Genomic DNA, 20,721 nt, shown 5'->3' with positions numbered 1-20,721 from the left:
TCACGGTAGCCTGAAGGCGATGAGAACGACGACCCGCACCCCCATAATCGCCATGCTTGCGATGATTCCTTTGCTAGCAACGCTGGGCGGATGCGCGGCAATCGTTCCACTCGAACCGGCGGATGACGCCGCTAACCCCACCTGTGCCGACGTGATTGTGCGCCTCCCCGACACTGTCGCGGGTCTCGACAAGCGCGAAACCAATGCTCAGGGCACGGGAGCGTGGGGCACACCGGCAAACATTCTGCTGCGTTGTGGCGTGGCTGTGCCTGATCCGACTGCGGAACTCGCGTGTGTCACTGCGCCAGAAGATGGAATTGACTGGCTGCGAGACGACAGCGACGCCCCCAACTATGTATTCACGTCGTACGGTCGCGATCCTGCTGTGCAGGTCATCATCGATAGCGACGGTGACCCCGATATCGATGGCGACGAGGTCTCTGGCTTCGACGCCCTCAGTCAGCTCGCCGGCGCCGTAAGTCAGGTGCCCGCCGACCGCTTCTGCGTCGGCCTGTCTGACACTCCCGCTCCCGACGACACCGCCGATTCCGGCGACGACGAATCCGAATAGCTCGCCCTAGCGAACGGTTTCTAGCCCGAGTTCGATGAGTTCGTCGATCAGCTCGGGGTAACTCATGCCGCTTGCAGCCCAGCACTTGGGGAACATCGAGATCGGCGTGAAGCCCGGCAGGGTATTGATTTCGTTGACCACAAATTCGGTGCCGTCAAAGAAGAAGTCGACCCTGGCAAGGCCTGCTCCCCCGATGGACTCGAACGCGCGCGCAGCGGTGCGCTGCATTTGCCACAGTTCGCCATCCCGCAGAGGTGCTGGGCAAATCAGTTCGGCGGCAGAAACGTCGAGATACTTGGCATCGAAGTCGTAGAAGTCGCGACCGGTGACCACGATCTCACCGGCGACACTCACGCGAGTTTCGCCACCGTCGCGGCCCGACAGCACGCCGCATTCAATCTCGCGGCCCGTCATCGCCTGTTCAACAAGCGCTGTCGAGTCTTCGGCAAACGCTGTCGCGAAAGCAGCATCCAACTCTTCGGTGCTCGAGACCTTGGTCACTCCGACCGAGGACCCTGCGCGGGCAGGCTTCACAAAGACAGGAAACCCAAGACTGGATGCGCGCTTGCGCCAGACATCCGGAGTGCGTTGCCACTGCTGCGCCGACACCGTCACCCACGGGGCAACAGCGACGCCGGCCGCCTCGAGTGCGAGCTTCGTGAAGTGCTTATTCATGCCCATTGCCGACGCAAGCACGCCGTTCCCCACATACGGCAGACCAGTGAGCTCGATGAGCCCCTGCACCGTTCCGTCTTCGCCGAACGGGCCGTGAAGGATAGGGAACACCACATCAACGTCACCGAGGCTACGAGTGGTGCCGTCGGCATCCGTGACTGTCATCTCCCGAGAGGCTGCAGATTCGGGCCAGTGCACGCGCGTGCCGTTGTCGAGCACCTCGGGCATTGCCTCAGCGTTGAGCCGGAAGGCGTCTGCATCGTCAGGCTGGAGCGTGAACGCACCCTCGTGCGTAATGCCGACCGGGATGACCGTGTACTTGTCGCGGTCGATCGCCGAAAGAACGCCGCCGGCAGTCGCGCAGCTGATGCTGTGTTCCGAAGAACGACCGCCGAACAGCAAAACCACGGTTGTTGTGGGCTGGGCCGTCATCGTTTACTCCCCCTGAGGAAGATCGTCTGTGGTCAAATGTGGGGCGATATCGCGCGGGGCGAGGGTTCCCGCCAACACTTCAGCTACCTGGCTTGCGATAGGCATATCCACGCCCTTGGAGAGCGCAAGTTCAAGGATGGGGGCAACAGACGACAGGCCTTCAGCGGTCTGGTTCATCTGCTTGATTACTTCAGAGAAGCTGTAACCCTGACCAAGAAGACGGCCGGCAGTGTTGTTGCGCGACAGCGAGGACTCACACGTGGCGATGAGGTCGCCGAGACCGGCAAGCCCGGCGAGGGTTTCTGGTCGGGCACCGAAGGCGACCGAGAAGTCAGTCATTTCGGCAAGTCCCCGAGTGATGATCGACGCCTTGGTGTTCTCGCCATAACCGACACCGTCCACGATTCCGATCGCAACAGCGATGAGGTTCTTGAGCACTCCGCCGAACTCGGTACCGATGACATCGGTGTTCACGAACGAACGGAAATAACGGTTGCGCGCCGTAACCGCAACGGCAGTAGCGGTCTCGAGACTTGCGCTGCTCATAACCGCTGCAGTCGGCTGCTCTTTGGCAATTTCCAGCGCCAGATTGGGGCCGGATGCCACGGCAACACGATTCGGATCGACGCCGAGTTCTTGCAGAATCACTTCGCTCATCCGCGCTCCGGTGCCCTTTTCGACACCCTTCATGAGCGAGACAATGATGGCGTTCTCCGGGATCAGTTCGCGAACGATGCGCAGGTTCTCGCGCAACGACTGTGCCGGAACCGAGAGATAGACCTGCTCAGCGCCATCCAAAACTTCAGGGAGTTTGTCGCTGGCCCACAACGAGCGCGGGAGGTTGATGCCGGGCAGATAATCGCTGTTGCGCTTGGACTGCGAGATTTCGCGTGCCAGTTCAGGCCGTCGAGCCCAGAGCGCAACATCGTTGCCACCATCGGCCAAGATCTTCGAAAAGGTGGTTCCCCAAGAGCCCGCGCCGAGGACGGCGACGCGACGAGGAGTTTCTGGCGCTCCAGCGCTTCCGCTCAGCACGTTACTTGCTCTCGAATCGGCCGGTCTCACTCTGACCGTGCTCTGCCGGGTTGTACCGCACCGCAGGGGCAGTTTCTCCCCGAATTTCTTCGAGCAGCGACGTGATGGCGGTCATGAGTTTCTCCGTTACTTCAGCGAGCAAACGCGAATCCAAATGTCTGCCTTCATACTCAGACAAATCCAGAGGTTCACCGAAACGAATGTGAACTGTCTTTCGAGGAAAAACACTAATACGTTTCGAGTAGCGCGGCAGAATTTCTTGGGCGCCCCAGCTCGCCGCCGGAATCAACGGGATGCCGGCCTCGAGCGCCGTGCGAACAGCGCCATACTTTCCGCGCATGGGCCACATATCGGGCTCGCGTGTAAGCGACCCTTCCGGATACACCACAACAGCAAGCCCCTGATCGGCAATCTGACGGGCAGCCTTAAGCGGATCACCACTCTGGCGCCCGCGCGGGGAGCGTTCGACGGGCACTTGGCCCGACTTTCTCAACAGCCAACCAGCAACGGGAACTTTGAACAGCGATGCTTTTGCCATGTAGCGCGGCATCCGCCCCACCTTCCACATGGCAACACCGATCACGACAGGATCGATGTTGCTGTAGTGATTGGGTGAGATCACAAAGGCACCTTCGGCGGGCACATTGTGCGAGTCATGCAACTTAAATTTCGCCAAGACGGTCATCGTGGGAAGCAACAAGAATGCGAGCACGCGGAACGCGGCAGTCTTCTCTGACTTAACGCGTCGGGGGCCATTAGAGCCAGATGACACCGGCGACTTATCCTTCGTAGACGAAGTCGGCACCGAGTGATTCAAGCTTGTCGATGAAGTGCTCATAGCCGCGCGCAATAATCCCGATGTTGCTGACTGTCGACTGACCATCAGCGGTCAACGCTGCAATGAGATGGCTGAAACCACCGCGAAGGTCAGGGATCTCAACATCCGCACCGTGCAGTGCTGTCGGGCCAATGATGACGGCAGCTTGCTCCAGGGGGCGGCGAGGAACGCGACGGCTGACCGACTCAATTCCCGCTTCGAAAACTTCGATATTCGCGCCCATCTCAACGAGCGCCTCGGTGAAGCCCAAACGGTTCTCGTACACCGTCTCGTGAACCACGGAACGGCCCTCCGCCTGAGTGAGCGCAACGATAAGGGGCTGCTGCCAGTCCGTCATAAAGCCAGGGTGCACATCAGTTTCGATGACAACGGGCTTGAGCGCACCACCGGGATGCCAGAAGCGGATGCCGTCTTCAGCAATATCGAACGCGCCACCCACCTTGCGGAAGATGTTCAAGAAGGTCATGAGCTCTTGCTGCATCGCGCCCTCAACGAAGATGTCTCCGCCGGTGGCCAGAGCAGCGGATGCCCAGCTTGCGGCCTCGTTGCGGTCGAAGAGTGCGCGGTGGTTGTAGCCGCTGAGCTTCTCGACGCCCTCAATGAATATGACGCGGTTGGGCTCAACGTTGATGATGGCGCCCATCTTTTGCAAGATAGCGATGAGATCCATGATCTCGGGCTCGATTGCCGCGCCCTTGAGCTCGGTGACACCCTTGGCGAGGACGGCGGTAAGCAACACTTGTTCGGTTGCGCCCACGCTCGGGTAGGGCAGATCGATGTCAGCGCCGTGGAGGCCATCGGGAGCGGTGAGACGGATGCCTTCATAGCTCTTGTCGACGACGGCACCAAAGGCACGCAGCGCATCCAAGTGGAAGTCGATAGGGCGGTCACCGATGCGGCAACCACCGAGGTCGGGAATCAATGCTTCGCCGAGGCGGTGCAGCAGCGGTCCACAGAAGAGGATCGGGATGCGGCTAGAGCCCGCGAGCGCATCAATCTTGGCGAAGTGTGCCTTGAGCACGTTCTTGGGGTCGAGGGTCAGCTCGCCGTCGCCCGTCTCCGTGACAGTGACGCCGTAGGCCTCGAGCATTCCGGTAACAACGCCAACGTCGCTAATGGCCGGGACATCCTTGAGCACACTCGGGGTGTCAGCGAGAAGGGCTGCCACCATGGCTTTCGTCGCGAGATTCTTCGCGCCGCGAACATTAATGCGTCCACGAAGAGGCTTTCCACCATTAATGACGATTTGGTTGGAATGCAGTCCGGATCGCTTGGCTGCCGCTGTTGCGTCTTGAGCCAATGGATTCATCGTTACCTCTACTTCGCTGGCAAGGTTGTCGGGCGCCATGCTTCTCGGTGCCCTTCGAACTCCGTGATATCTGATTCGTTTCTCAGAGTGAGACCGATGTCATCGAGCCCTTCGAGCAAACGCCACCTAGTGTAATCATCAATCTCGAAAGAGAACTGTGCTGAACCGGCTGTCACCGAACGGGTCTCAAGATCGACGGTGATTTCGAGTTCGGGGTCGGCTTCAACGAGCGCCCACAAGGTCTCGATATCTTCTTCGGCGAGCTGTGCGGCGAGAAGCCCCTGCTTGCCTGAGTTTCCGCGGAAAATGTCACCAAAGCGCGAGCTGAGAACGGCTTGGAAGCCAAAGTCGCGAAGCGCCCACACGGCGTGCTCCCGGCTAGAGCCGGTGCCGAAGTCTGAGCCTGCGATGAGAATCTTGCCGTGGCTGTATGGCTCGCGGTTAAGAATGAATTCAGGGTCCTGGCGCCAGCCAAAAAAGAGTGCGTCGTCGAAGCCAGTTTTGGTGACTCGCTTGAGAAACTCAGCGGGGATGATCTGGTCGGTGTCGACGTTGCTGCGCTTGAGCGGAACAGCGTTGCCGCGGATGGTCGTGATCTTGTCCATTAGCGCGACTCCTCTGCGGTGGTGCTGGCTGACACGAGTTGTTCGGGCAGCGGGCTGTTCTCTAGATCCCACGGGCTCGAGAGCGTGCCACGGATGGCGGTGGCAGCGGCGACGAGGGGCGACACGAGGTGAGTGCGCCCTCCCTTGCCTTGGCGGCCTTCGAAGTTTCGATTACTGGTGGAAGCGCAACGCTCTCCCGGAGCCAACTGGTCGGGGTTCATGCCGAGACACATTGAGCATCCCGCAAAGCGCCATTCGCCGCCGAACTCTTCCACGATCTTGTCGATGCCTTCGGCTTCGGCTTCGATGCGGACGCGGGCAGACCCGGGAACGACCATGACGCGCACGTGATCAGACTTCTTGCGACCCTTGATGATCGACGCGAATGCGCGCAGATCTTCGATACGGCTGTTGGTGCAGGAGCCCATGAAGACGGCATCCACGGCAATGTCTTTCATCGCCATACCGGCGTCAATTGCCATGTATTCGATGGCACGCTCAGCGGAGGCACGCTCGTTGGGGTCGGCGATGTCAGCGGGCACAGGAACGTTGTCGCTGAGCGAGACACCCTGACCGGGGTTGGTTCCCCAGGTGACAAAGGGCTCGAGCGTGTTGGCGTCGAGGAAGACTTCGGCATCGAAGACGGCGTCGTCATCGGTGGCGAGCGTGTTCCAGTACTCAACGGCGGCATCCCAGTCGGCACCTTCAGGAGCGTGCGGGCGGCCCTTGAGGTAGTCGTAGGTGATCTGGTCTGGCGCGATCATGCCGGCGCGAGCGCCAGCCTCAATCGACATGTTGCAAATCGTCATGCGACCCTCCATGGAGAGGGAACGGATGGCGCTGCCGCGGAACTCGAGAACGTAGCCTTGGCCTCCGCCGGTTCCGATCTGCGCGATGACGGCAAGGATGATGTCTTTCGCGGTTACGCCGGGGCGCAGTTCGCCCTCCACGGTGATCGCCATCGTCTTGAAAGCTTTGAGCGGCAAGGTCTGAGTCGCGAGCACGTGCTCGACTTCACTCGTGCCGATACCGAATGCCATCGCACCGAAGGCGCCGTGGGTGCTCGTGTGAGAGTCACCACAGACCACTGTGATGCCGGGCATGGTGAGGCCGAGCTGCGGGCCAACCACGTGAACGATGCCCTGCTCGATGTCGCCGAGCGAGTGCAGTCGAACGCCGAACTCTTTGGCATTGTTGCGCAGCGTCTGAATTTGGGTGCGACTCGTGAGGTCGGCGATCGGCTTATGGATCGCGAGAGTCGGGGTGTTGTGGTCTTCGGTTGCGATCGTGAGATCGGGGCGGCGAACGGGGCGGCCGGCCATCCGAAGTCCATCAAAAGCTTGAGGGCTCGTGACTTCGTGCACAAGGTGAAGGTCGATGTAAATGAGGTCGGGAGTGCCATCGGCACCCTTGACGACCAGATGGTCATCCCACACTTTTTCAGCCAGGGTCTTGCCCATAGCGCACCTCTTTCGAATCGACGATCGCACCGCAAAATACGCGGCTCAATCTCTCTAGTCTACGCCGAGCGACAAACCGCATTCTGCGAACTAGCGGTCACCTAGCGGTAGTCGGTGTCGAGCACGATCGCCGTGGCGGGGTCGGCCTCGACGTAGTGAACCTCGGCCGTGGGATTTGCGGCGAGCGCGGCATCCTTATCGAAGGATTCTTCTTCGTAGCTGAGGTCGCCCAGAGCGGTATAGGTTGTGCCATCGACCTCGTAGCTGAACTCCAGCCTGACGAGTTGCACCGTGTGGCGGCCAGAGCGGCTCGACTCATCAACAGTGTTGCCGGTCGGCACGGCCTGCGTCACAAGACCGTTCTCGATGATCTCGGCCCGACCATCATGCTTTTGCGTCGTCAGCACACCGATTATCGCGATGATCGCGAGCGGGATGACAAAGAATTTGACGAGGTTCCAGATGGGCCTGCGTCTGCTCGACTGAGGTGTTGGTTCGTTCGGCTGAGGCGTTGACGAAATGTCGCTCATGAACTGGTCTCTCTGTCGCTGCGGGGCGCACGTTCTCGGCCCGTGGCGACCGTTTCCGATCGCTCACGCATGTGCCAGATCATAAGGTAGCAACGAATAGGCGACACCGCCGAACCCCGGCGGTATGCTGACCAGAGCGCACCACCCTCGCGCTACCACCACTTGCCATTTTGTTGTTTTGCCCACAAGGCCCACACGCAGGAGAAGTTCATGATTTCGCACGCATCAACGACGCTAGAAGCCCCCGTATCCGCTCTCGAAAATGCGGATTTCACGCACGAGAACGTTCTTATCTCTACCGGAAAACGATCCGGGCTTGTCATCACCGTCGCCGTCCACTCCACCGTTCTCGGCCAAGCCCTCGGCGGTGCGCGAATGTGGAACTATCCGCACTGGACCGATGCTGTCGCTGACGCTCTGCGCCTCTCCGCTGCAATGACGCTCAAGAACTCTGCCGCCGGCCTCAACCGTGGTGGCGGCAAGTCGGTCATCCATATTCCTATGGGCGTCACCCTCACGGCGGATCAGAAGCGTGAGGCCATGCTGGATCTCGGCGACGCCATCGAGAGCCTCAACGGCGCGTATATGACGGCCGAAGATGTCGGCACGAGTGCCGAACTCATGTCGATCGTTGCCGAGCGCACCGAACATGTGTGTGGTCTCCCTGCCGATCAGGGCGGCGCTGGGGAACCGGCGGACGCCACCGCCGCAGGCGTGCACGCGAGCATCCTCGCCACGTGCGAAGCCCTTTTCGGCACCCGCGATCTTGCCGGGCGTCATCTCGTCATTTCTGGCCTCGGCCAGGTTGGCGGCCGTTTGGCCCGCTCTCTCACCGCAGCCGGCGCTGTGCTCACCGTCACCGACGTCAACCTCGACCGCAAACTGCTCGCAGCAGAACTCGACGCCAACTGGGTTGACGCTGACGAAGCGCACAGCGTGGTTGCCGACCTCTACATCCCGTGCGGCATGGGCGGCGCGCTCAGCCCCCGCGTCATCCGCGAACTCAATGTCAGCGGGGTTGTCGGGGCTGCAAACAACCAGCTTGCCCAGCATGATGGCGCCGAGGCCCTGTCCGAACGCGGCATTTTGTGGGCGCCGGACTTCGTAGTGAACGGTGGCGGTGTGATCTATCTCGACATGGCTTCGGAGCCGGATGCGGATGCCGACGCCATTACGAAGCGGGTCGAAGCCATCGGTGACACCGTAACCACGATCTTCCGCGATGCCGCTGCCCAGAGCATCACCACCTTGGACGCCGCAGAACGTCTCGCGCAGTCGCGCCTCGTTACTGCCGGCTAACGCACCGCTCTAAAAACGAAACGCGCGGTGGCGCCCCTTCGAGCACGAGCTCACGGGACGCCACCGCGCGTTGTCAGTTGCGGACGGCCGCTTAGTCGACCGAGAGTTCTGCAAGCTCGCGCTTCTTGTCGCGGCGCATCTTGGCAAGGCTCGCGACCACGGCAACGGCCATCGCGGCAAGGATCACGATGAGCGAGGTCCAGGTGCCGATCTCGGGTGCCCAGAGCAGCGGCTCTCCCCCGTTGATGAACGGCAGCTCGTTGACGTGCATGGCGTGCAGGAACAGCTTCACACCAATAAACGCGAGCACGAAAGCGATGCCGTAGTGGAGGTACTCGAGCTTGTCGATGAGGTCGCCGAGCAGGAAGTACAACTGTCGAAGCCCCATCAGAGCAAAGATGTTGGCGGTGAACACGATGAACGGGTCTGTCGTGATTCCAAAGATGGCCGGAATTGAATCGATCGCGAACACAAGGTCAGTGATACCGAGCGCTACAAACACCACGAGGATCGGCGTGAAGACCTTCTTGCCGTCGATAACGGTGCGCACCTTGCCACCGTCGAAGGTCGGCGAGATGTTGATGTGCTTGCGCAAGTAGCGGATGATTCCGCTCTCGGTTTGCTCCATATCGTCATGGTCCTCGAAGACCTGGCGAATGGCCGTGTAGAGCAAGAACGCACCGAAGATGTAGAAGATGAAGCTGAAGTTTTCGATCAGTTGCGCTCCGAGCAGAATGAAAATTCCGCGCAGAACGAGGGCGATCAGGATGCCGACCATCAACACCTCTTGTTGATACTTTCGTGGCACCGAGAAGCGGCCCATGATGATCACGAAGACAAAGAGGTTGTCGATCGAAAGGCTGTATTCCGTGACCCAACCGGCGATGAACTGGCCGGCCTGTTCGACATCGCCCAGGAGGAACATCAGGAGGGCGAAGATGAGGGCGAGCGTTACGTAGAAGCCAACCCACAGTGCCGATTCCCTAGTGCTCGGAATGTGGGGGCGCTTGTAAGCCATGATCAGGTCGGCCGTCAAAATGATCAGCAGCACTGACATCGACGTCACTTCAAACCAAATAGGCAGAGTAGTCAAAAGAATCCGTTCAGGGTTTCGAGGCGTAGCAAGACTCGAAAGTCTCTCCCGCACCCACAAGAGACGTGGATGCCGTTGCCCCGGAACCGCTACTGAGCGGTTCGTACTGACGAGTACAACGAGGTGGGATACTCCCCTTCGCGTGCCCCATGATAGCCGACGCTGGCCCGAGCGAGGCCCGGTAACTCACAGTTTCGCGTGTGGAATTAACGTCAGCGATCACTGTATGGTCAGTGGATGCTGACCATTGCTTCTCGTGTCGATGTCATGAACCGCCTAGGCCGCGCCATGACCGACCCTACTCGCGCCCGCATTCTTCTCTCTCTACTCGAAAAGCCCGGATATCCCGCGCAGCTGGCGCACGATCTCGAGCTCACGCGCAGCAACGTCTCCAACCACCTCACCTGCCTGCGCGGATGCGGGCTAGTGGCCGTAATCCCCGAGGGACGATCGACCCGCTACGAGATTGCGGATGCCCACCTCACGCGTGCGCTCACTGCCATCGTGAACGTCGTGCTGGCCGTCGATGACGGGGTGCCCTGCGCCGATGAGAACTGCGATGTGCCGCTGTGCTGCGACGGTGCAGCGGCGAGCGCGACCCCGACTCCGACAGCGGTTACCTCGTGAGCGAAGAATGCTGTGGAGCGGATGCTCCGCCGAAGTCGCGCGCTGCTGATTCGCTAGCCGCCGCCAACCCCGCTTCCGCCGCCGCCGACTCTTCGGTGGGCACCCCAGCACCGCACGGAGCCGACGACGCGCTCGCGCCCTGGTGGAAGGACCGCGGGCTCGCCTTGCCCGCGATCTCCGGCATTCTGCTCGTTGCAGCTGTCATCGCCGGCTGGGCAGGCGTCACCGGATGGCCGATGAGCACGATGTTCGGCCTCAGCCTGCTCGCGGGGGCCGCAACCTTCGTTCCGGGTGCCGTGCGTCGCCTCCTGCGCGGTTCGCTCGGCGTTGGCTTGCTCATGACCATTGCCGCAATCGGGGCTGTACTGCTTGATCACGTCGGCGAAGCGGCCGCGCTCGCCTTTCTCTTTTCCATTGCCGAGGCACTCGAGGATCGCGCGATGGACCGTGCCCGCCATGGTCTGCGCGCCCTGCTCGCGCTCATTCCCGACACGGCTCTCGTCGAACGGGAGGGAAGCATTCTCACTCTTGCGGCTCGCGACCTCGTCGTTGGCGATCTCCTCATCGTGCGCGCGGGCGAACGCGTGGCAACGGATGGCGTTGTCGCGAGTGGTCGAGGCAGCGTCGATACGTCAGCGGTGACCGGCGAGTCGCTTCCCGCAGCGGTCGACACTGGCGACGTCGTGCTGGCTGGATCCATCAATGGCGAAGGTGTGCTGCGCATCCGCACCACGGCGAACGGCACCGACAACTCCCTGACCACAATCGTGCACCTAGTGGAGCAAGCGAATGCTCGCAAGGGCGACCGCGCCCGACTGGCCGATCGAATCGCGCGCCCCCTGGTGCCGATCGTGTTGGGAGTCGCCGCCGCCGTTGTTGGTTTCGGCTTCCTCGTCGGCGACCCCGAACTCTGGACCGAACGAGCGCTCGTCGTGCTTGTGGCCGCATCGCCGTGCGCCCTCGCGATCGCAGTTCCTGTGACGGTCATCTCGGCGATCGGCTCCGCGAGCAAGCTCGGAATCATCGTGAAATCGGGCGCCGCCTTCGAACGCATGGGCAGCATCCGCACCGTTGCTTTCGACAAAACCGGCACGCTCACGCGAAACCAGCCAACCGTTGTTGCCGTCGAAACCGTCGATGGGGTGACGCGCGACGAGGTGCTCAGCATCGCCGCTGCGCTCGAAACGCACAGCACGCACCCCCTCGCTCACGCGGTCCTGGCCGCATGTCCCGACCACACCGAGGCACTCGAAGTGCGGGAAGATGCCGGCCGCGGAATATCCGGCATCCTGAACGGCGTTCCCGTGCGCGCCGGCAGCACCCGGTGGATGGACCCAGCAGCGCTCTCTCCCGCAGCGCTGCGCCTCGCCGACGAGGGCATGACCGTGATGGCCATCGAACGCTCCGGCATCGTAATCGGGCTACTCGGCATCCGCGACGAACTGCGGCCCGACGCCGCGGAGGCTGTCTCGCAATTGGCGAGCGCGGGCATCCGCACCCTCATGCTCACCGGCGACAACTCCAGAACGGCGGCAACGATTGCGGCCGAAGCCGGGATCAGCGATGTGCGCGCCGAACTATTGCCCGCCGACAAGGCCAGCGCCATCGCAGCGCTCACGCGCGAATCTCCCACGGCAATGATTGGCGACGGCATCAATGATGCGCCAGCACTCGCCACCGCCGACGTGGGCATTGCGATGGGTGCGAGAGGCTCGGCAGCAGCGGTCGAGTCGGCGGATGTCGCCTTCACCAGCAGCGACCTGAGACTCATTCCGGTGGCGCTGCTCCATGCGCGGCGCGGGCGTCGCATCATGACCGGAAACATCGTGCTGTCGCTCGCGATCATCGTGGGTCTTTTCCCGCTGGCACTCACGGGCGTTCTCGGCCTGGCCGGAGTGGTGCTCGTGCATGAGCTCGCCGAACTGGTGGTCATCGTGAACGGCCTCCGCGCGGCTCGACTTTCGCATAGCCTTGATTCGCGCTCAGCAATGGGCGCTGGCCGTCAATCCCAGCCTGTTCGGAGTCTCGTGTGAAGAAAGCCCTCCTGCCCACCTTTGCTGCGCTGGGGATCCTCGCTCTCGTCGCCGCCTTCGTCTTTGTGTACGTGACGGCGAAGAACGCCGATACCGAGACAGCAAGCACCAGCTCGGACTCCTCCGAACTCGCCTCTGCTGTAGCCAGCGACTCGAATTATGTCGACAACGTCGGACCCGCTGCGGTCACCGTCGTCGAATTCCTCGACTTCGAATGTGGTGCCTGCGGCCAGTTCTATCCCTATGTTGAGGCCCTGCGCGAAGTGTACGACGGCGATATCAACTACGTCGTTCGCTACTTCCCGCTGCCCAGCCACCTCAATTCAATGGATGCCGCCCTCGCGGCCGAGGCTGCTGCCCAGCAGGGAGAATTCGAGGCCATGTATCAGCGCCTCTTCGAGACTCAGGGTGACTGGGCCGGCGGAACTCCCCCGCAGACTGATGTCTTCCGTGCACTGGCTGAAGAAATCGGTCTCGACATGGATGCCTACGATGGCGCCGTCGCCGACCCCGCAACTCAGGCTCGCGTCGAGGCAGACTTCGATGCCGGCGTTGAGCTGGGCGTCAACAGCACTCCCACCTTCTTCGTGAATGACGAATACATCGAGACGAGTCGTCTCGAGAATCTCCCGGAGGCTGTTGACGCCGCAGTCAAGGGCTAGCTTCTCTCAGCGCCCAACGCTGCTTAGGTGTACCAACTCGGTTCTGGCACTTCGTTGAGCAGCACGAACTGTCCGACTTCGCGCTTCTTGTAGGGCGCCGGGTCGTGCAGGCTGTGGGTGCGCAGGTTGCGCCAGAAAATATCGAGGCCGACTGAGTTGGCGGATGCCCTAGCTCCCGTCAGCTCAAACACCTTCGTTGCGACTTCCAAGCCGTCGTCGCTAATGCGCAGTTTTCCCGCCGCAATCCGAACCGCTATTTCGCCGCGACGGCGTTCGGTGAGTTCGGTGCGGGGCGCGTGAAGCACCGCACTTATTTCGGTGCCGACAGCATCGAGCAGGGCCTCATCCGCCCACAGCTTCGATTGCAGTTCTCCATAGCCTTCGAGGATGTACCACTCCTCGCTCGCGTGCGCTTTGTTGTCACCGCCATAGGGCCAGGCGCGGCTCTTAGTGCGCGTGTACGACGACGCGGCTTCGATCGCTCCCTGCGCTATGCCGAGATAGAAATTTGCGAAGACTAATTGGATCGCGGGCACATTGAGAGTGCCGTAGGTGAGCGGCTGGAACTCTTTGTTCACGAATCCCAACGCTGACGACCAGCCGGTGCGCACGCCATTGATCTGTACGGAGCCGGATTCGGTCAGTCGTTGGCCCAGATTGTCCCAGTCGCCGTTGAACACGATTGCTGGCTGGCCTGTCGGCACGATGGCGAAAACATGAGTGTCGGTTCCTTCGAGGATGCCCTCGAGCACCGTGAGATCCGAAACGACACCGCCCGTGGAGAACGACTTGTTGCCGGTGAAGACGATCTCGTCGCCCTCATCCGTGACCACCAGATCAGAGTCGCGGGGGTTCACGGCCCCGCCGAAGAGAAAGTTGTTCTCGGTGTAGTGCTTCTCCACGGCGACAATCTGCTCGTCGGTGGCGACGAGGCGCGCCGCCCACGCCCAGAGGTAGTGGTAGCCGAGCAGTTGCCCGATCGAGCCGTCACCCCGCGCAATCGTGCGGATGACCTTGTAAGTGGTCTCCCACGCCTGCCCACCGCCGCCATGCTCGGCCGGCCCGAGCAGCGTGACGAGCCCGGAGTTCTTGAGAAGCGCCACTTCGGCGTGCGGCGGTTGGTTGGCGACATCCCGCTCAACCGCATCTGCCGCCAGGATGTCAGACACTTCTTGAGCGCGCTGAAGCCAGCCCTCTGGTGTGGTGGGGCGGGCGCTATCTTCCCATCGATTCTCGATCGCAGTGGGTGTGGCAGTGAGATGTGGCATGGTCGCTTTCCTTGGTGAGTCAGGGTTCCGGATGGGGTGTGAGCCCTATCTTGAGCCTCATCAGGGCACACGTCGAGCATGTGTCTTCTCGCTACTTTCTGTTACGAATCGTGTACTAGATTCAGCACTGAGCACGCTGCCGAGAGCACGAGGAGACCCGATGGCCCACGAGCCGAATCCGCTCGCCACGTATCTACGGACGCGTCGGGATTCGCTGCAGCCCGCCGACGTTGGGCTGCCCGCCACCGCGGGCCGACGAGTGTCGGGGCTTCGGCGCGAAGAGGTCGCCGAACTCGCGGGCATCAGCGCCGATTACTACGTGCGTATTGAGCAGGGTCGCGATCAGCATCCCTCCGACCAGGTGCTCAGTGCGCTGGCGCGAGCGCTGCGCTTGGATGACGATGCGCGCGACTATTTCTTTCGACTAGCGCGGCCGGGGTCGCAAACGATGCGTTCGCATCCGCTGTCGGAGTCGGTGCTGAGATTGCTCGACTACTGGTCGCACACCCCCGCGTACCTGTTTGATCGCAACCATGATGTGCTCGCCGCCAATCAGTTGATGCGCGCCCTCAGTCCCGAAGTGCAACCGGGGCACAATCAGCTCATTGATGCTTTTGCCGGGTATGCGCGAGCCGTCGAGGAGGAACAGCCCGCTGCAGTGCTGGAGGGTTGGGAGTCCATTCTCAACCAAATGCTCGCCGCTCTTCGTTTCTCGAGCGACCCCAATGATCCGCGGCTGCACGAGGTTGTCGGCTATTTGTCGACGACCTACCGAAGCTTTCGACCGCTGTGGGCACGGCACGAGGCGCGACCCCATACGGGCGGCACACTCCACGTGAACGTTGACCCCATCGGCTGGGTCGAATTTCGGTGGCAGGCCCTCGAAGTGTCGAACGCTCCCGGCCAATATCTCGTGACCTACCTTGTCGAGCCCGACACTCACGCTGCAGCCGCCATCGCGTACCTGTTATCGATTCGCCGACCCGGGGCATCCGATTTCCGTTCCGACCAGCCATCACCCGACGCCTAACCTCTCCTCGCGCGGAGCCCCGTCAGCCCTCAGTGAGAGACAGAGGATCGTCTGCAATGAGCGCTATCAGTGCATCGAGTTGCGACTGCGCGCCATCAGCGGTGGTGCAGAACACGAGTAGATAGTCGTCGGGGTCTTCGGGAATTCTCACGAGGCTATAGCCCAGACTGAGCGTGCCAACGCGGGTATCGGTAAAGCCCACGTTGCCGGTCACCTGCGCTCCGATCGACTCTTTCGCCCACACTTCGGAAAATGTGTGGCTCTTGGCCGAGAGCTCACCCACTATCTCCCGAAATTCGCTATCGCCCTCATGAAGCGCGAGCGAGTCGTTGAGCATCCCGGCGATCTGGGTTGCCGCCGCAGTAAACGATGCCCCACTGCGCTCGACAGTGGGCTCGAGAAAGGTGAAACGAGCGAGGTTCACGCCCCTCTCGAAACTGGCGGAGAGTGCTCGAGCGAGCGGGTTCGAGGCGAGCACCTCAAGATGCCGATCCAGCAGCACAGCGGGCACTTCACGCCAGTTCCTGAGGTGCGCGCTCGCCAGAGCACGTTGGCGCGCAACGACGGGATCGACATCTTCGTTCATGTGCTCACCGTAGGGCGCGATCGTCGCGGCAGCCTAGCCCCGGTGGGGCCACCCACCACCGCGATTTAGCGCGTCGGTGCGTCTGGCTCGCTGAAGCGTGTGGGGGTCACGTCGGGCCCAGCACCGCGAGCGGCGAGGTACGCGAGAGCGGCGGCGGCGGGCGATCCTGGAGTGGGAAACACCACCATCAGCTCGTAGCCCAAATGCACCGGCAATGAGAAGAGTTGGATGTTGAGCTCCACTTCCCCGACCCCCGCAATCGGCACACGAAACATCCGCTCGCTAAACGGGCGAGCATCATGGCGCGCCCAACAACGAGCAAACTCGGGCTGCTCACGCAGCAGCTGAGCGACGATCTCTTGCCGACGCGGATCCGTCGGATCGCTGTAGAAGCGAAGCGCTGCAACATGATCAGAAACGAGACCGCGCCAATCAGGATGCCGCGTGCGAGCGCCAGGCAAGAAGGTGTTGAGCATGAGGTTCATGCCGACCTGAAAACTTTCGGGAACAAGAGCCCGGGCCAGCGAATTGCTGGCGACGATGTCGCGGTTAGGGTCGAGAACGAGGGCGGGGCTATCTGGCCACTGCTCGAGTAGACGGCCGGTGATGGCATCCGGCAACGGCCCCGCTGCTTGCGGTCGAGGCGCTTGAGGCGTTGCCAACCGAACGAGGTAGCGGACAGCAAATTCGTCGAGTTGAAGCGCTCGCGCGAGCGCACTGATCACTTGCATCGACGGGCGATTATCTCGGCCCTGTTCGAGCCGAACGTAGTATTCGCGGCTGATGCCCGCGAGCGCGGCGACTTCGTCACGACGCAGCCCGGCCACACGACGCTGAGGATCGGCCGGCAACCCTACTTGCTCGGGCGTGAGCACCCCGCGGCGAGCGCACAAGTACTCACCGAGCGCACCCTGTTGATCGGCCACGAGGGGTCCTTTCCCAATTCCCGCACTAGTAAATCTAGTCCGGTGCGGGCCTCTGCGGGTACCTGCCTAGGACTCGTGGGGGCACGCGCAACAGCGATTGTCTTTCTAGTCTGAGACAGAGTTCTCCCCACCACTTGAAAGGAACCCGCAATGCCCTACTTCACCACCTCCGACGGAACCGAGATTTACTACACCGATCAGGGTGCCGGTCAGCCGGTACTACTGAGCCACGGCTGGCCTCTCTCCTCGGATGCCTGGCAAGTCGAAATCAAACTGCTCGCCGACAACGGCTACCGCGCTATCGCGCACGATCGCCGCGGACACGGTCGCTCGTCCAAGACTTACACCGGCAATGACATGGATACCTATGCCCGCGACCTTGCTGAGCTCGTCGAGCACCTCGACCTCAGCAACCTTGTCGTCATTGGCCACTCAACGGGTGGCGGTGAAGTGGTGCGTTATGCCGCTCAGCACGCCAACGGCCGCGTCGCGAAGGTCATCACTGCCGGCGCTGTTCCGCCGCAGATGGTGGTCAGCGACACCAACCCCGATGGCTTGCCCATGGAAGCCTTTGATGGCATCCGTGCGGGTGTATTGAAGGATGCGTCGCAGTTCTACATTGACCTGACCGAAGCATTCTTCGGTGCCAACCGCGACGGCTCCACCGTGTCAGAGGGTGCTAAACGCGAGTTTTGGCGCCAGGGCATGAGCGTCAATCTGGCCGCTGCCTACGACTGCGTGAAGGCATTCTCCGAAACCGACTTCACCGAAGACCTGAAGGCTCTGGATGTTCCCATCCTGCTCGCGCACGGCGATGACGATCAAATTGTGCCCATCGACGATGCCGCTCACAAGGCCGCAGCGCTCGTGAAGCACGGAACGCTCAAGGTGTACGCGGGAGCGCCCCACGGCATCTACGGCGACTACCAGGAGCAACTCGGCCGCGACATTCTCGAGTTCATCGCGGAGTAAGCACGCTCAGTGTGATTGGCGCTCTGCGTGATTGGCGCTCAGCGCGATTGGCGCTTAGCTCGCCAGCGTTGCCACGATTCACGCACCCGTCGACGGGTTCGCTTCCAGAATGCGCGGGAGCGAGCCCGAGAGGCCGCATGACGTTCGGCCTCCAGCTGTTTCTCTTGAAGAAAAAGTTTGGCTCCGGCTTCATTGCGGGCGCGAACCCACTGGCCGTTTCCACCCATAAACATCTGCATCACATCCCGACTGCGTTGGAGTTAGGCACCCCTCCACCGTAACGAGAATTCATCACGAAGCAAGGGCCGCGGCGGCCGGACGGTTCTCCGAAGCCAGCTCTACGCTGACGTCCGCACTACCGCGGGCACCGCGCAATGAAGGTGGAATTGACCCCCTGAACTGGGTGTCCCGTTAACGATAAAATCCCGGTCTTGTTCACACGAACGAGACCGGGATTTTGCTACTGTGACCCCAGCGGGATTCGAACCCGCGTTACCGCCGTGAGAGGGCGGCGTACTAGGCCTCTATACGATGGGGCCTCACAACAACTAGAAAAGTATGCCACACCTTTTGCACTACTTTTCCCACTTCTGCCAATTTATAATCACAGGATCATTTTTGACTGCCTTCACGCGCGCCACCACTGCCACTTTTATTGCCGTTGCGGCTGTCGCCGCACTCACGGGGTGCTCACTCCTCTCCCCTGAAATTCCGCGCGATGACAGCGGCCAAGTGCTCGAGCCGACCATCATCGGCTCCACCGAATTACTCGTCGATGACTGCTTTACCTTCGTTGACGGCAGCAACCTCAGCGAAGCAGAAGTGACCCCGTGCACCACAGATCACAGCCACATTGTGATCGGCAAGGGCGAACTCGAGAAGAGTGCCATCACTGACGCCGGCGGCTTGCAGAACGCGGTCTCCTCAGCGTGCTCTGACACCTTCAGCGCGTTCAAAGAGACAGTGGCGGATGGCGCAGCACGCCCCGATCAGGAATTCATCATCTCCGAGCACTCCACCGACGATGGCACGCTCATGACTGATTACGCGTGCATCGCTACCGATGCCGCCTCCCCCGCCGCCTAGCGGGACACCAGCAGGCGCTGGCTACGGCCGCTGATCCAGAACGTTCAGCACGCCGGCGACCATCTTGATATCGATCGGCAGCGCCGCAAAGCGCTCCCCGTCGGCGTACGCCATGATGTCCTCGGACTCGATACGGATTCGCTTAGCCCGATAGACCGTCACGCGAGGGTCGCTGAGATGCCTGCCGCTGAAGACGCGCGGGAAGACGCGCAAGAAAGCCAACCGCGACAGGGCTTCGACGACGAGAACATCGGCGAGGCCGTCATCCAGAATCGCATCGGGCGTTACCTTCATGCCGCCACCGAGCGACACATTATTGCCCACGCTGACAAGCGCCGCCGTGGTTTCAATCACCACGTCGTCGAGGGTGAGCTTGTAGTGGATCGGGCGCAAACGCAACAGTTCGATCAGAAGCGCGACCGTGTAGCGGCTGGCACCGCGCGGCCACGACATGAGGTTGGCACGCTCGTTGACGATCGCATCGAAACCGGCGGAGAGCACACACGCAAACCAGCGGGTCGCGGCCGAACCAGTGGCGTCGTCGACATAGGTAACACTTCCGGCGTCAATAGCCCGCGGCGGCCTCGCAAGGCCGCGAACAACGCTCGCAACAGCGGCATCCACATCAGACAGGGGGATGCCAAGACCCCGAGCCATGTCATTGCCAGTGCCCGACGGAATGATGCCCAAAGGAACCTTGGTTTTCGCCACCAGATTGGTGCCCAAATTGACCATGCCGTCGCCGCCAACAACAAGTAGGGCATCCGGCTTCTTCGCGACCGCTTTTCGTCCCCGCTTCAACAGCAAAGCGAAATTTGGTTGCTCAAGCGCGGTCACGTCATGCCCGAGTGCGCGCAAGGCCTCAACAGCACGAGGGCCCACGTTCTTGCCGCGGCCAAACGATGCTGTGGGATTGATCGCGACAACGAGACGCAGGGGTTTGATCGACTCCACACTTCAGTATGTCGCACTGTCTCGCATCCAGCGCACCACAGGCTTAGGCTCGAACCATGAAGGTCACCAAGTATGAGCATGCCTGCCTCGTTCTCGAACACCAGAGTGAGCGCCTCGTCATTGACCCCGGCGGGTTCACCGCGCCGCTTCCCGCGCTCGACAATGTGACCGCCATCGTGATTACCCACCAACACCCCGACCACTGGACCGACGAGCAACTACAGCGCATTCGCGACAACAATCCCGACGCGCCCATCTTCGGCCCTGCCGGTGTCACGGCCGCTGCCACTAACTGGAACATCACCACAGTCGTTGATGGCGCGAGCGAAACCGTGGGGGCCTGGACACTGGAATTCTTTGGCGGCGAGCATGCCGTCATCCATCCCTCGATCCCGATGATCGACAACCTCGGCGTGCTCGTGAATGGCGAGTTTTGGTACGGCGGCGACTCCTTCACGGTGCCGCCGAAGCCCGTGGCGGCCTCCGCGATCCCCGCCGGCGCTCCGTGGCTCAAGATCAGTGAGGTCATGGATTACGTGACCGAGCTGGCCCCGAAGCGCGCGATTCAAACCCACGATGCCGTGCTCTCCGACAAGGGACTTGCCCTCTCGGCCGCCAGAATTACGGATGCCATGGCTGGCCATGGTGGCGAACTGACGATTCTGCAACCGGGCGAATCCATCACGCTCTAGCCGGCGCGGAGCTCTAAGCACTCTCCCAGCTTTTTGCA

At 61.5% G+C, this 20,721-nt stretch carries 21 protein-coding genes and 1 tRNA gene; 9 read left to right on the top strand and 13 right to left on the bottom strand.

Annotation, left to right across the window (positions count from 1 at the left end; genetic code table 11):
• Nucleotides 1–19: 19 nt before the first annotated feature.
• Nucleotides 20–571, top strand: coding sequence for a DUF3515 family protein (locus I6E73_RS05855; protein WP_197106092.1), 552 nt, complete (start codon nucleotides 20–22; stop codon nucleotides 569–571).
• Nucleotides 572–577: 6 nt separating this feature from the next.
• Here I6E73_RS05855 and I6E73_RS05850 read toward each other — a convergent pair whose 3' ends face one another.
• The 7 genes from I6E73_RS05850 to I6E73_RS05820 form a co-directional block, all read right to left on the bottom strand.
• Nucleotides 578–1,678, bottom strand: coding sequence for a D-alanine--D-alanine ligase family protein (locus tag I6E73_RS05850; protein WP_197123809.1), 1,101 nt, complete (start codon nucleotides 1,676–1,678; stop codon nucleotides 578–580).
• A 3-nt stretch (nucleotides 1,679–1,681) separates the two neighbouring features.
• Nucleotides 1,682–2,713 carry an NAD(P)H-dependent glycerol-3-phosphate dehydrogenase gene (locus I6E73_RS05845; RefSeq protein WP_197123807.1) on the bottom strand — a complete coding sequence of 344 codons (1,032 nt, stop codon included), beginning with the start codon at nucleotides 2,711–2,713 and terminating at the stop codon, nucleotides 1,682–1,684.
• Between the two features lies 1 nt (nucleotide 2,714).
• The gene (locus tag I6E73_RS05840) at nucleotides 2,715–3,485 is read right to left on the bottom strand and encodes a lysophospholipid acyltransferase family protein (protein WP_307784235.1); all 771 of its coding nucleotides are present in this window, start codon (nucleotides 3,483–3,485) and stop codon (nucleotides 2,715–2,717) included.
• Between the two features lie 7 nt (nucleotides 3,486–3,492).
• Nucleotides 3,493–4,860: a UDP-N-acetylglucosamine 1-carboxyvinyltransferase gene (murA, locus tag I6E73_RS05835; RefSeq protein WP_197125171.1), complete on the bottom strand. Its 1,368-nt coding sequence runs from the start codon at nucleotides 4,858–4,860 to the stop codon at nucleotides 3,493–3,495.
• Nucleotides 4,861–4,868: 8 nt separating this feature from the next.
• A complete protein-coding gene (gene leuD / locus I6E73_RS05830) occupies nucleotides 4,869–5,465 on the bottom strand; it encodes a 3-isopropylmalate dehydratase small subunit (protein ID WP_197123803.1) in 597 nt (198 codons plus the stop codon).
• A complete protein-coding gene (gene leuC, locus I6E73_RS05825) occupies nucleotides 5,465–6,925 on the bottom strand; it encodes a 3-isopropylmalate dehydratase large subunit (protein ID WP_197123801.1) in 1,461 nt (486 codons plus the stop codon). The genes leuD and leuC overlap by 1 nt, the downstream gene beginning before the upstream one ends.
• 101 nt (nucleotides 6,926–7,026) lie before the next feature.
• The gene (locus I6E73_RS05820) at nucleotides 7,027–7,455 is read right to left on the bottom strand and encodes a DUF3592 domain-containing protein (RefSeq protein ID WP_197123799.1); all 429 of its coding nucleotides are present in this window, start codon (nucleotides 7,453–7,455) and stop codon (nucleotides 7,027–7,029) included.
• 210 nt (nucleotides 7,456–7,665) lie between these two features.
• Here I6E73_RS05820 and I6E73_RS05815 point away from each other — a divergent pair, with 210 nt between their 5' ends.
• Nucleotides 7,666–8,754 (top strand): Glu/Leu/Phe/Val dehydrogenase family protein, encoded by a 1,089-nt coding sequence (locus I6E73_RS05815; RefSeq protein ID WP_197123797.1) that lies wholly within the window; start codon nucleotides 7,666–7,668, stop codon nucleotides 8,752–8,754.
• 91 nt (nucleotides 8,755–8,845) lie between these two features.
• Here the strand turns inward: I6E73_RS05815 and I6E73_RS05810 are convergent, their stop codons facing one another.
• Complete coding sequence (locus I6E73_RS05810; protein WP_255528447.1) at nucleotides 8,846–9,847, bottom strand: TerC family protein; 1,002 nt, start codon at nucleotides 9,845–9,847, stop codon at nucleotides 8,846–8,848.
• Nucleotides 9,848–10,084: 237 nt separating this feature from the next.
• Between I6E73_RS05810 and I6E73_RS05805 the strand changes: the two genes are divergently transcribed.
• Genes I6E73_RS05805 through I6E73_RS05795 form a run of 3 tightly spaced genes read left to right on the top strand, consistent with a single transcriptional unit; the run spans nucleotide 10,085 to nucleotide 13,169 of the window.
• Nucleotides 10,085–10,474 (top strand): helix-turn-helix transcriptional regulator, encoded by a 390-nt coding sequence (locus I6E73_RS05805; protein ID WP_197123795.1) that lies wholly within the window; start codon nucleotides 10,085–10,087, stop codon nucleotides 10,472–10,474.
• Nucleotides 10,471–12,507, top strand: a complete 2,037-nt coding sequence (locus I6E73_RS05800) for a cation-translocating P-type ATPase (RefSeq protein WP_197125167.1) — start codon at nucleotides 10,471–10,473, stop codon at nucleotides 12,505–12,507. The genes I6E73_RS05805 and I6E73_RS05800 overlap by 4 nt, the downstream gene beginning before the upstream one ends.
• Nucleotides 12,504–13,169 (top strand): thioredoxin domain-containing protein, encoded by a 666-nt coding sequence (locus I6E73_RS05795; RefSeq protein WP_197123793.1) that lies wholly within the window; start codon nucleotides 12,504–12,506, stop codon nucleotides 13,167–13,169. Before I6E73_RS05800 ends, I6E73_RS05795 begins: the two co-directional genes overlap by 4 nt.
• 23 nt (nucleotides 13,170–13,192) lie before the next feature.
• On the opposite strand, the gene I6E73_RS05790 is transcribed toward I6E73_RS05795, so the two are convergent.
• Nucleotides 13,193–14,437, bottom strand: a complete 1,245-nt coding sequence (locus I6E73_RS05790) for an acyl-CoA dehydrogenase family protein (RefSeq protein WP_231600571.1) — start codon at nucleotides 14,435–14,437, stop codon at nucleotides 13,193–13,195.
• Nucleotides 14,438–14,597: 160 nt separating this feature from the next.
• Between I6E73_RS05790 and I6E73_RS05785 the strand changes: the two genes are divergently transcribed.
• The gene (locus tag I6E73_RS05785; RefSeq protein WP_197123791.1) at nucleotides 14,598–15,467 is read left to right on the top strand and encodes a helix-turn-helix transcriptional regulator; all 870 of its coding nucleotides are present in this window, start codon (nucleotides 14,598–14,600) and stop codon (nucleotides 15,465–15,467) included.
• A gap of 22 nt (nucleotides 15,468–15,489) precedes the next feature.
• Here I6E73_RS05785 and I6E73_RS05780 read toward each other — a convergent pair whose 3' ends face one another.
• Nucleotides 15,490–16,053 carry a hypothetical protein gene (locus I6E73_RS05780; protein ID WP_197123789.1) on the bottom strand — a complete coding sequence of 188 codons (564 nt, stop codon included), beginning with the start codon at nucleotides 16,051–16,053 and terminating at the stop codon, nucleotides 15,490–15,492.
• 65 nt (nucleotides 16,054–16,118) lie between these two features.
• A complete protein-coding gene (locus tag I6E73_RS05775; RefSeq protein WP_197123786.1) occupies nucleotides 16,119–16,979 on the bottom strand; it encodes a helix-turn-helix domain-containing protein in 861 nt (286 codons plus the stop codon).
• A 150-nt stretch (nucleotides 16,980–17,129) separates the two neighbouring features.
• Between I6E73_RS05775 and I6E73_RS05770 the strand changes: the two genes are divergently transcribed.
• Nucleotides 17,130–17,951 carry an alpha/beta fold hydrolase gene (locus I6E73_RS05770; protein ID WP_197123784.1) on the top strand — a complete coding sequence of 274 codons (822 nt, stop codon included), beginning with the start codon at nucleotides 17,130–17,132 and terminating at the stop codon, nucleotides 17,949–17,951.
• Nucleotides 17,952–18,417: 466 nt separating this feature from the next.
• Here the strand turns inward: I6E73_RS05770 and I6E73_RS05765 are convergent.
• A tRNA-Glu gene (locus I6E73_RS05765) sits at nucleotides 18,418–18,490 on the bottom strand.
• 79 nt (nucleotides 18,491–18,569) lie between these two features.
• On the opposite strand from I6E73_RS05765, the gene I6E73_RS05760 reads away from it, so the two are divergent.
• Nucleotides 18,570–19,037 carry a hypothetical protein gene (locus I6E73_RS05760; RefSeq protein ID WP_197106108.1) on the top strand — a complete coding sequence of 156 codons (468 nt, stop codon included), beginning with the start codon at nucleotides 18,570–18,572 and terminating at the stop codon, nucleotides 19,035–19,037.
• A gap of 21 nt (nucleotides 19,038–19,058) precedes the next feature.
• Here the strand turns inward: I6E73_RS05760 and I6E73_RS05755 are convergent, their stop codons facing one another.
• Nucleotides 19,059–19,991, bottom strand: a complete 933-nt coding sequence (locus I6E73_RS05755; RefSeq protein WP_197106109.1) for a diacylglycerol kinase family protein — start codon at nucleotides 19,989–19,991, stop codon at nucleotides 19,059–19,061.
• A gap of 56 nt (nucleotides 19,992–20,047) precedes the next feature.
• Here I6E73_RS05755 and I6E73_RS05750 point away from each other — a divergent pair, with 56 nt between their 5' ends.
• Nucleotides 20,048–20,683, top strand: a complete 636-nt coding sequence (locus I6E73_RS05750) for an MBL fold metallo-hydrolase (protein WP_197123783.1) — start codon at nucleotides 20,048–20,050, stop codon at nucleotides 20,681–20,683.
• Nucleotides 20,684–20,721 lie beyond the last annotated feature (38 nt).

Source organism: Salinibacterium sp. SWN248 (assembly GCF_015864575.1).
In the GTDB taxonomy this organism is placed as follows: Bacteria; Actinomycetota; Actinomycetes; order Actinomycetales; family Microbacteriaceae; genus Rhodoglobus.
The sequence above is the reverse complement of the archived record's forward strand: the minus strand, read 5'-3'. Positions and strand labels throughout refer to the sequence as shown.

Excerpts from the sequence above, each read along its gene's own strand:
- I6E73_RS05855 (WP_197106092.1), top strand. The coding sequence starts at position 20 with ATGAGAACGACGACCCGCACCCCCATAATCGCCATGCTTGCGATGATT.
- I6E73_RS05850 (WP_197123809.1), bottom strand. The coding sequence starts at position 1,678 with ATGACGGCCCAGCCCACAACAACCGTGGTTTTGCTGTTCGGCGGTCGT.
- murA (WP_197125171.1), bottom strand. The coding sequence starts at position 4,860 with ATGAATCCATTGGCTCAAGACGCAACAGCGGCAGCCAAGCGATCCGGA.
- leuD (WP_197123803.1), bottom strand. The coding sequence starts at position 5,465 with ATGGACAAGATCACGACCATCCGCGGCAACGCTGTTCCGCTCAAGCGC.
- leuC (WP_197123801.1), bottom strand. The coding sequence starts at position 6,925 with ATGGGCAAGACCCTGGCTGAAAAAGTGTGGGATGACCATCTGGTCGTC.
- I6E73_RS05820 (WP_197123799.1), bottom strand. The coding sequence starts at position 7,455 with ATGAGCGACATTTCGTCAACGCCTCAGCCGAACGAACCAACACCTCAG.
- I6E73_RS05815 (WP_197123797.1), top strand. The coding sequence starts at position 7,666 with ATGATTTCGCACGCATCAACGACGCTAGAAGCCCCCGTATCCGCTCTC.
- I6E73_RS05805 (WP_197123795.1), top strand. The coding sequence starts at position 10,085 with ATGCTGACCATTGCTTCTCGTGTCGATGTCATGAACCGCCTAGGCCGC.
- I6E73_RS05790 (WP_231600571.1), bottom strand. The coding sequence starts at position 14,437 with ATGCCACATCTCACTGCCACACCCACTGCGATCGAGAATCGATGGGAA.
- I6E73_RS05785 (WP_197123791.1), top strand. The coding sequence starts at position 14,598 with ATGGCCCACGAGCCGAATCCGCTCGCCACGTATCTACGGACGCGTCGG.
- I6E73_RS05780 (WP_197123789.1), bottom strand. The coding sequence starts at position 16,053 with ATGAACGAAGATGTCGATCCCGTCGTTGCGCGCCAACGTGCTCTGGCG.
- I6E73_RS05770 (WP_197123784.1), top strand. The coding sequence starts at position 17,130 with ATGCCCTACTTCACCACCTCCGACGGAACCGAGATTTACTACACCGAT.
- I6E73_RS05750 (WP_197123783.1), top strand. The coding sequence starts at position 20,048 with ATGAAGGTCACCAAGTATGAGCATGCCTGCCTCGTTCTCGAACACCAG.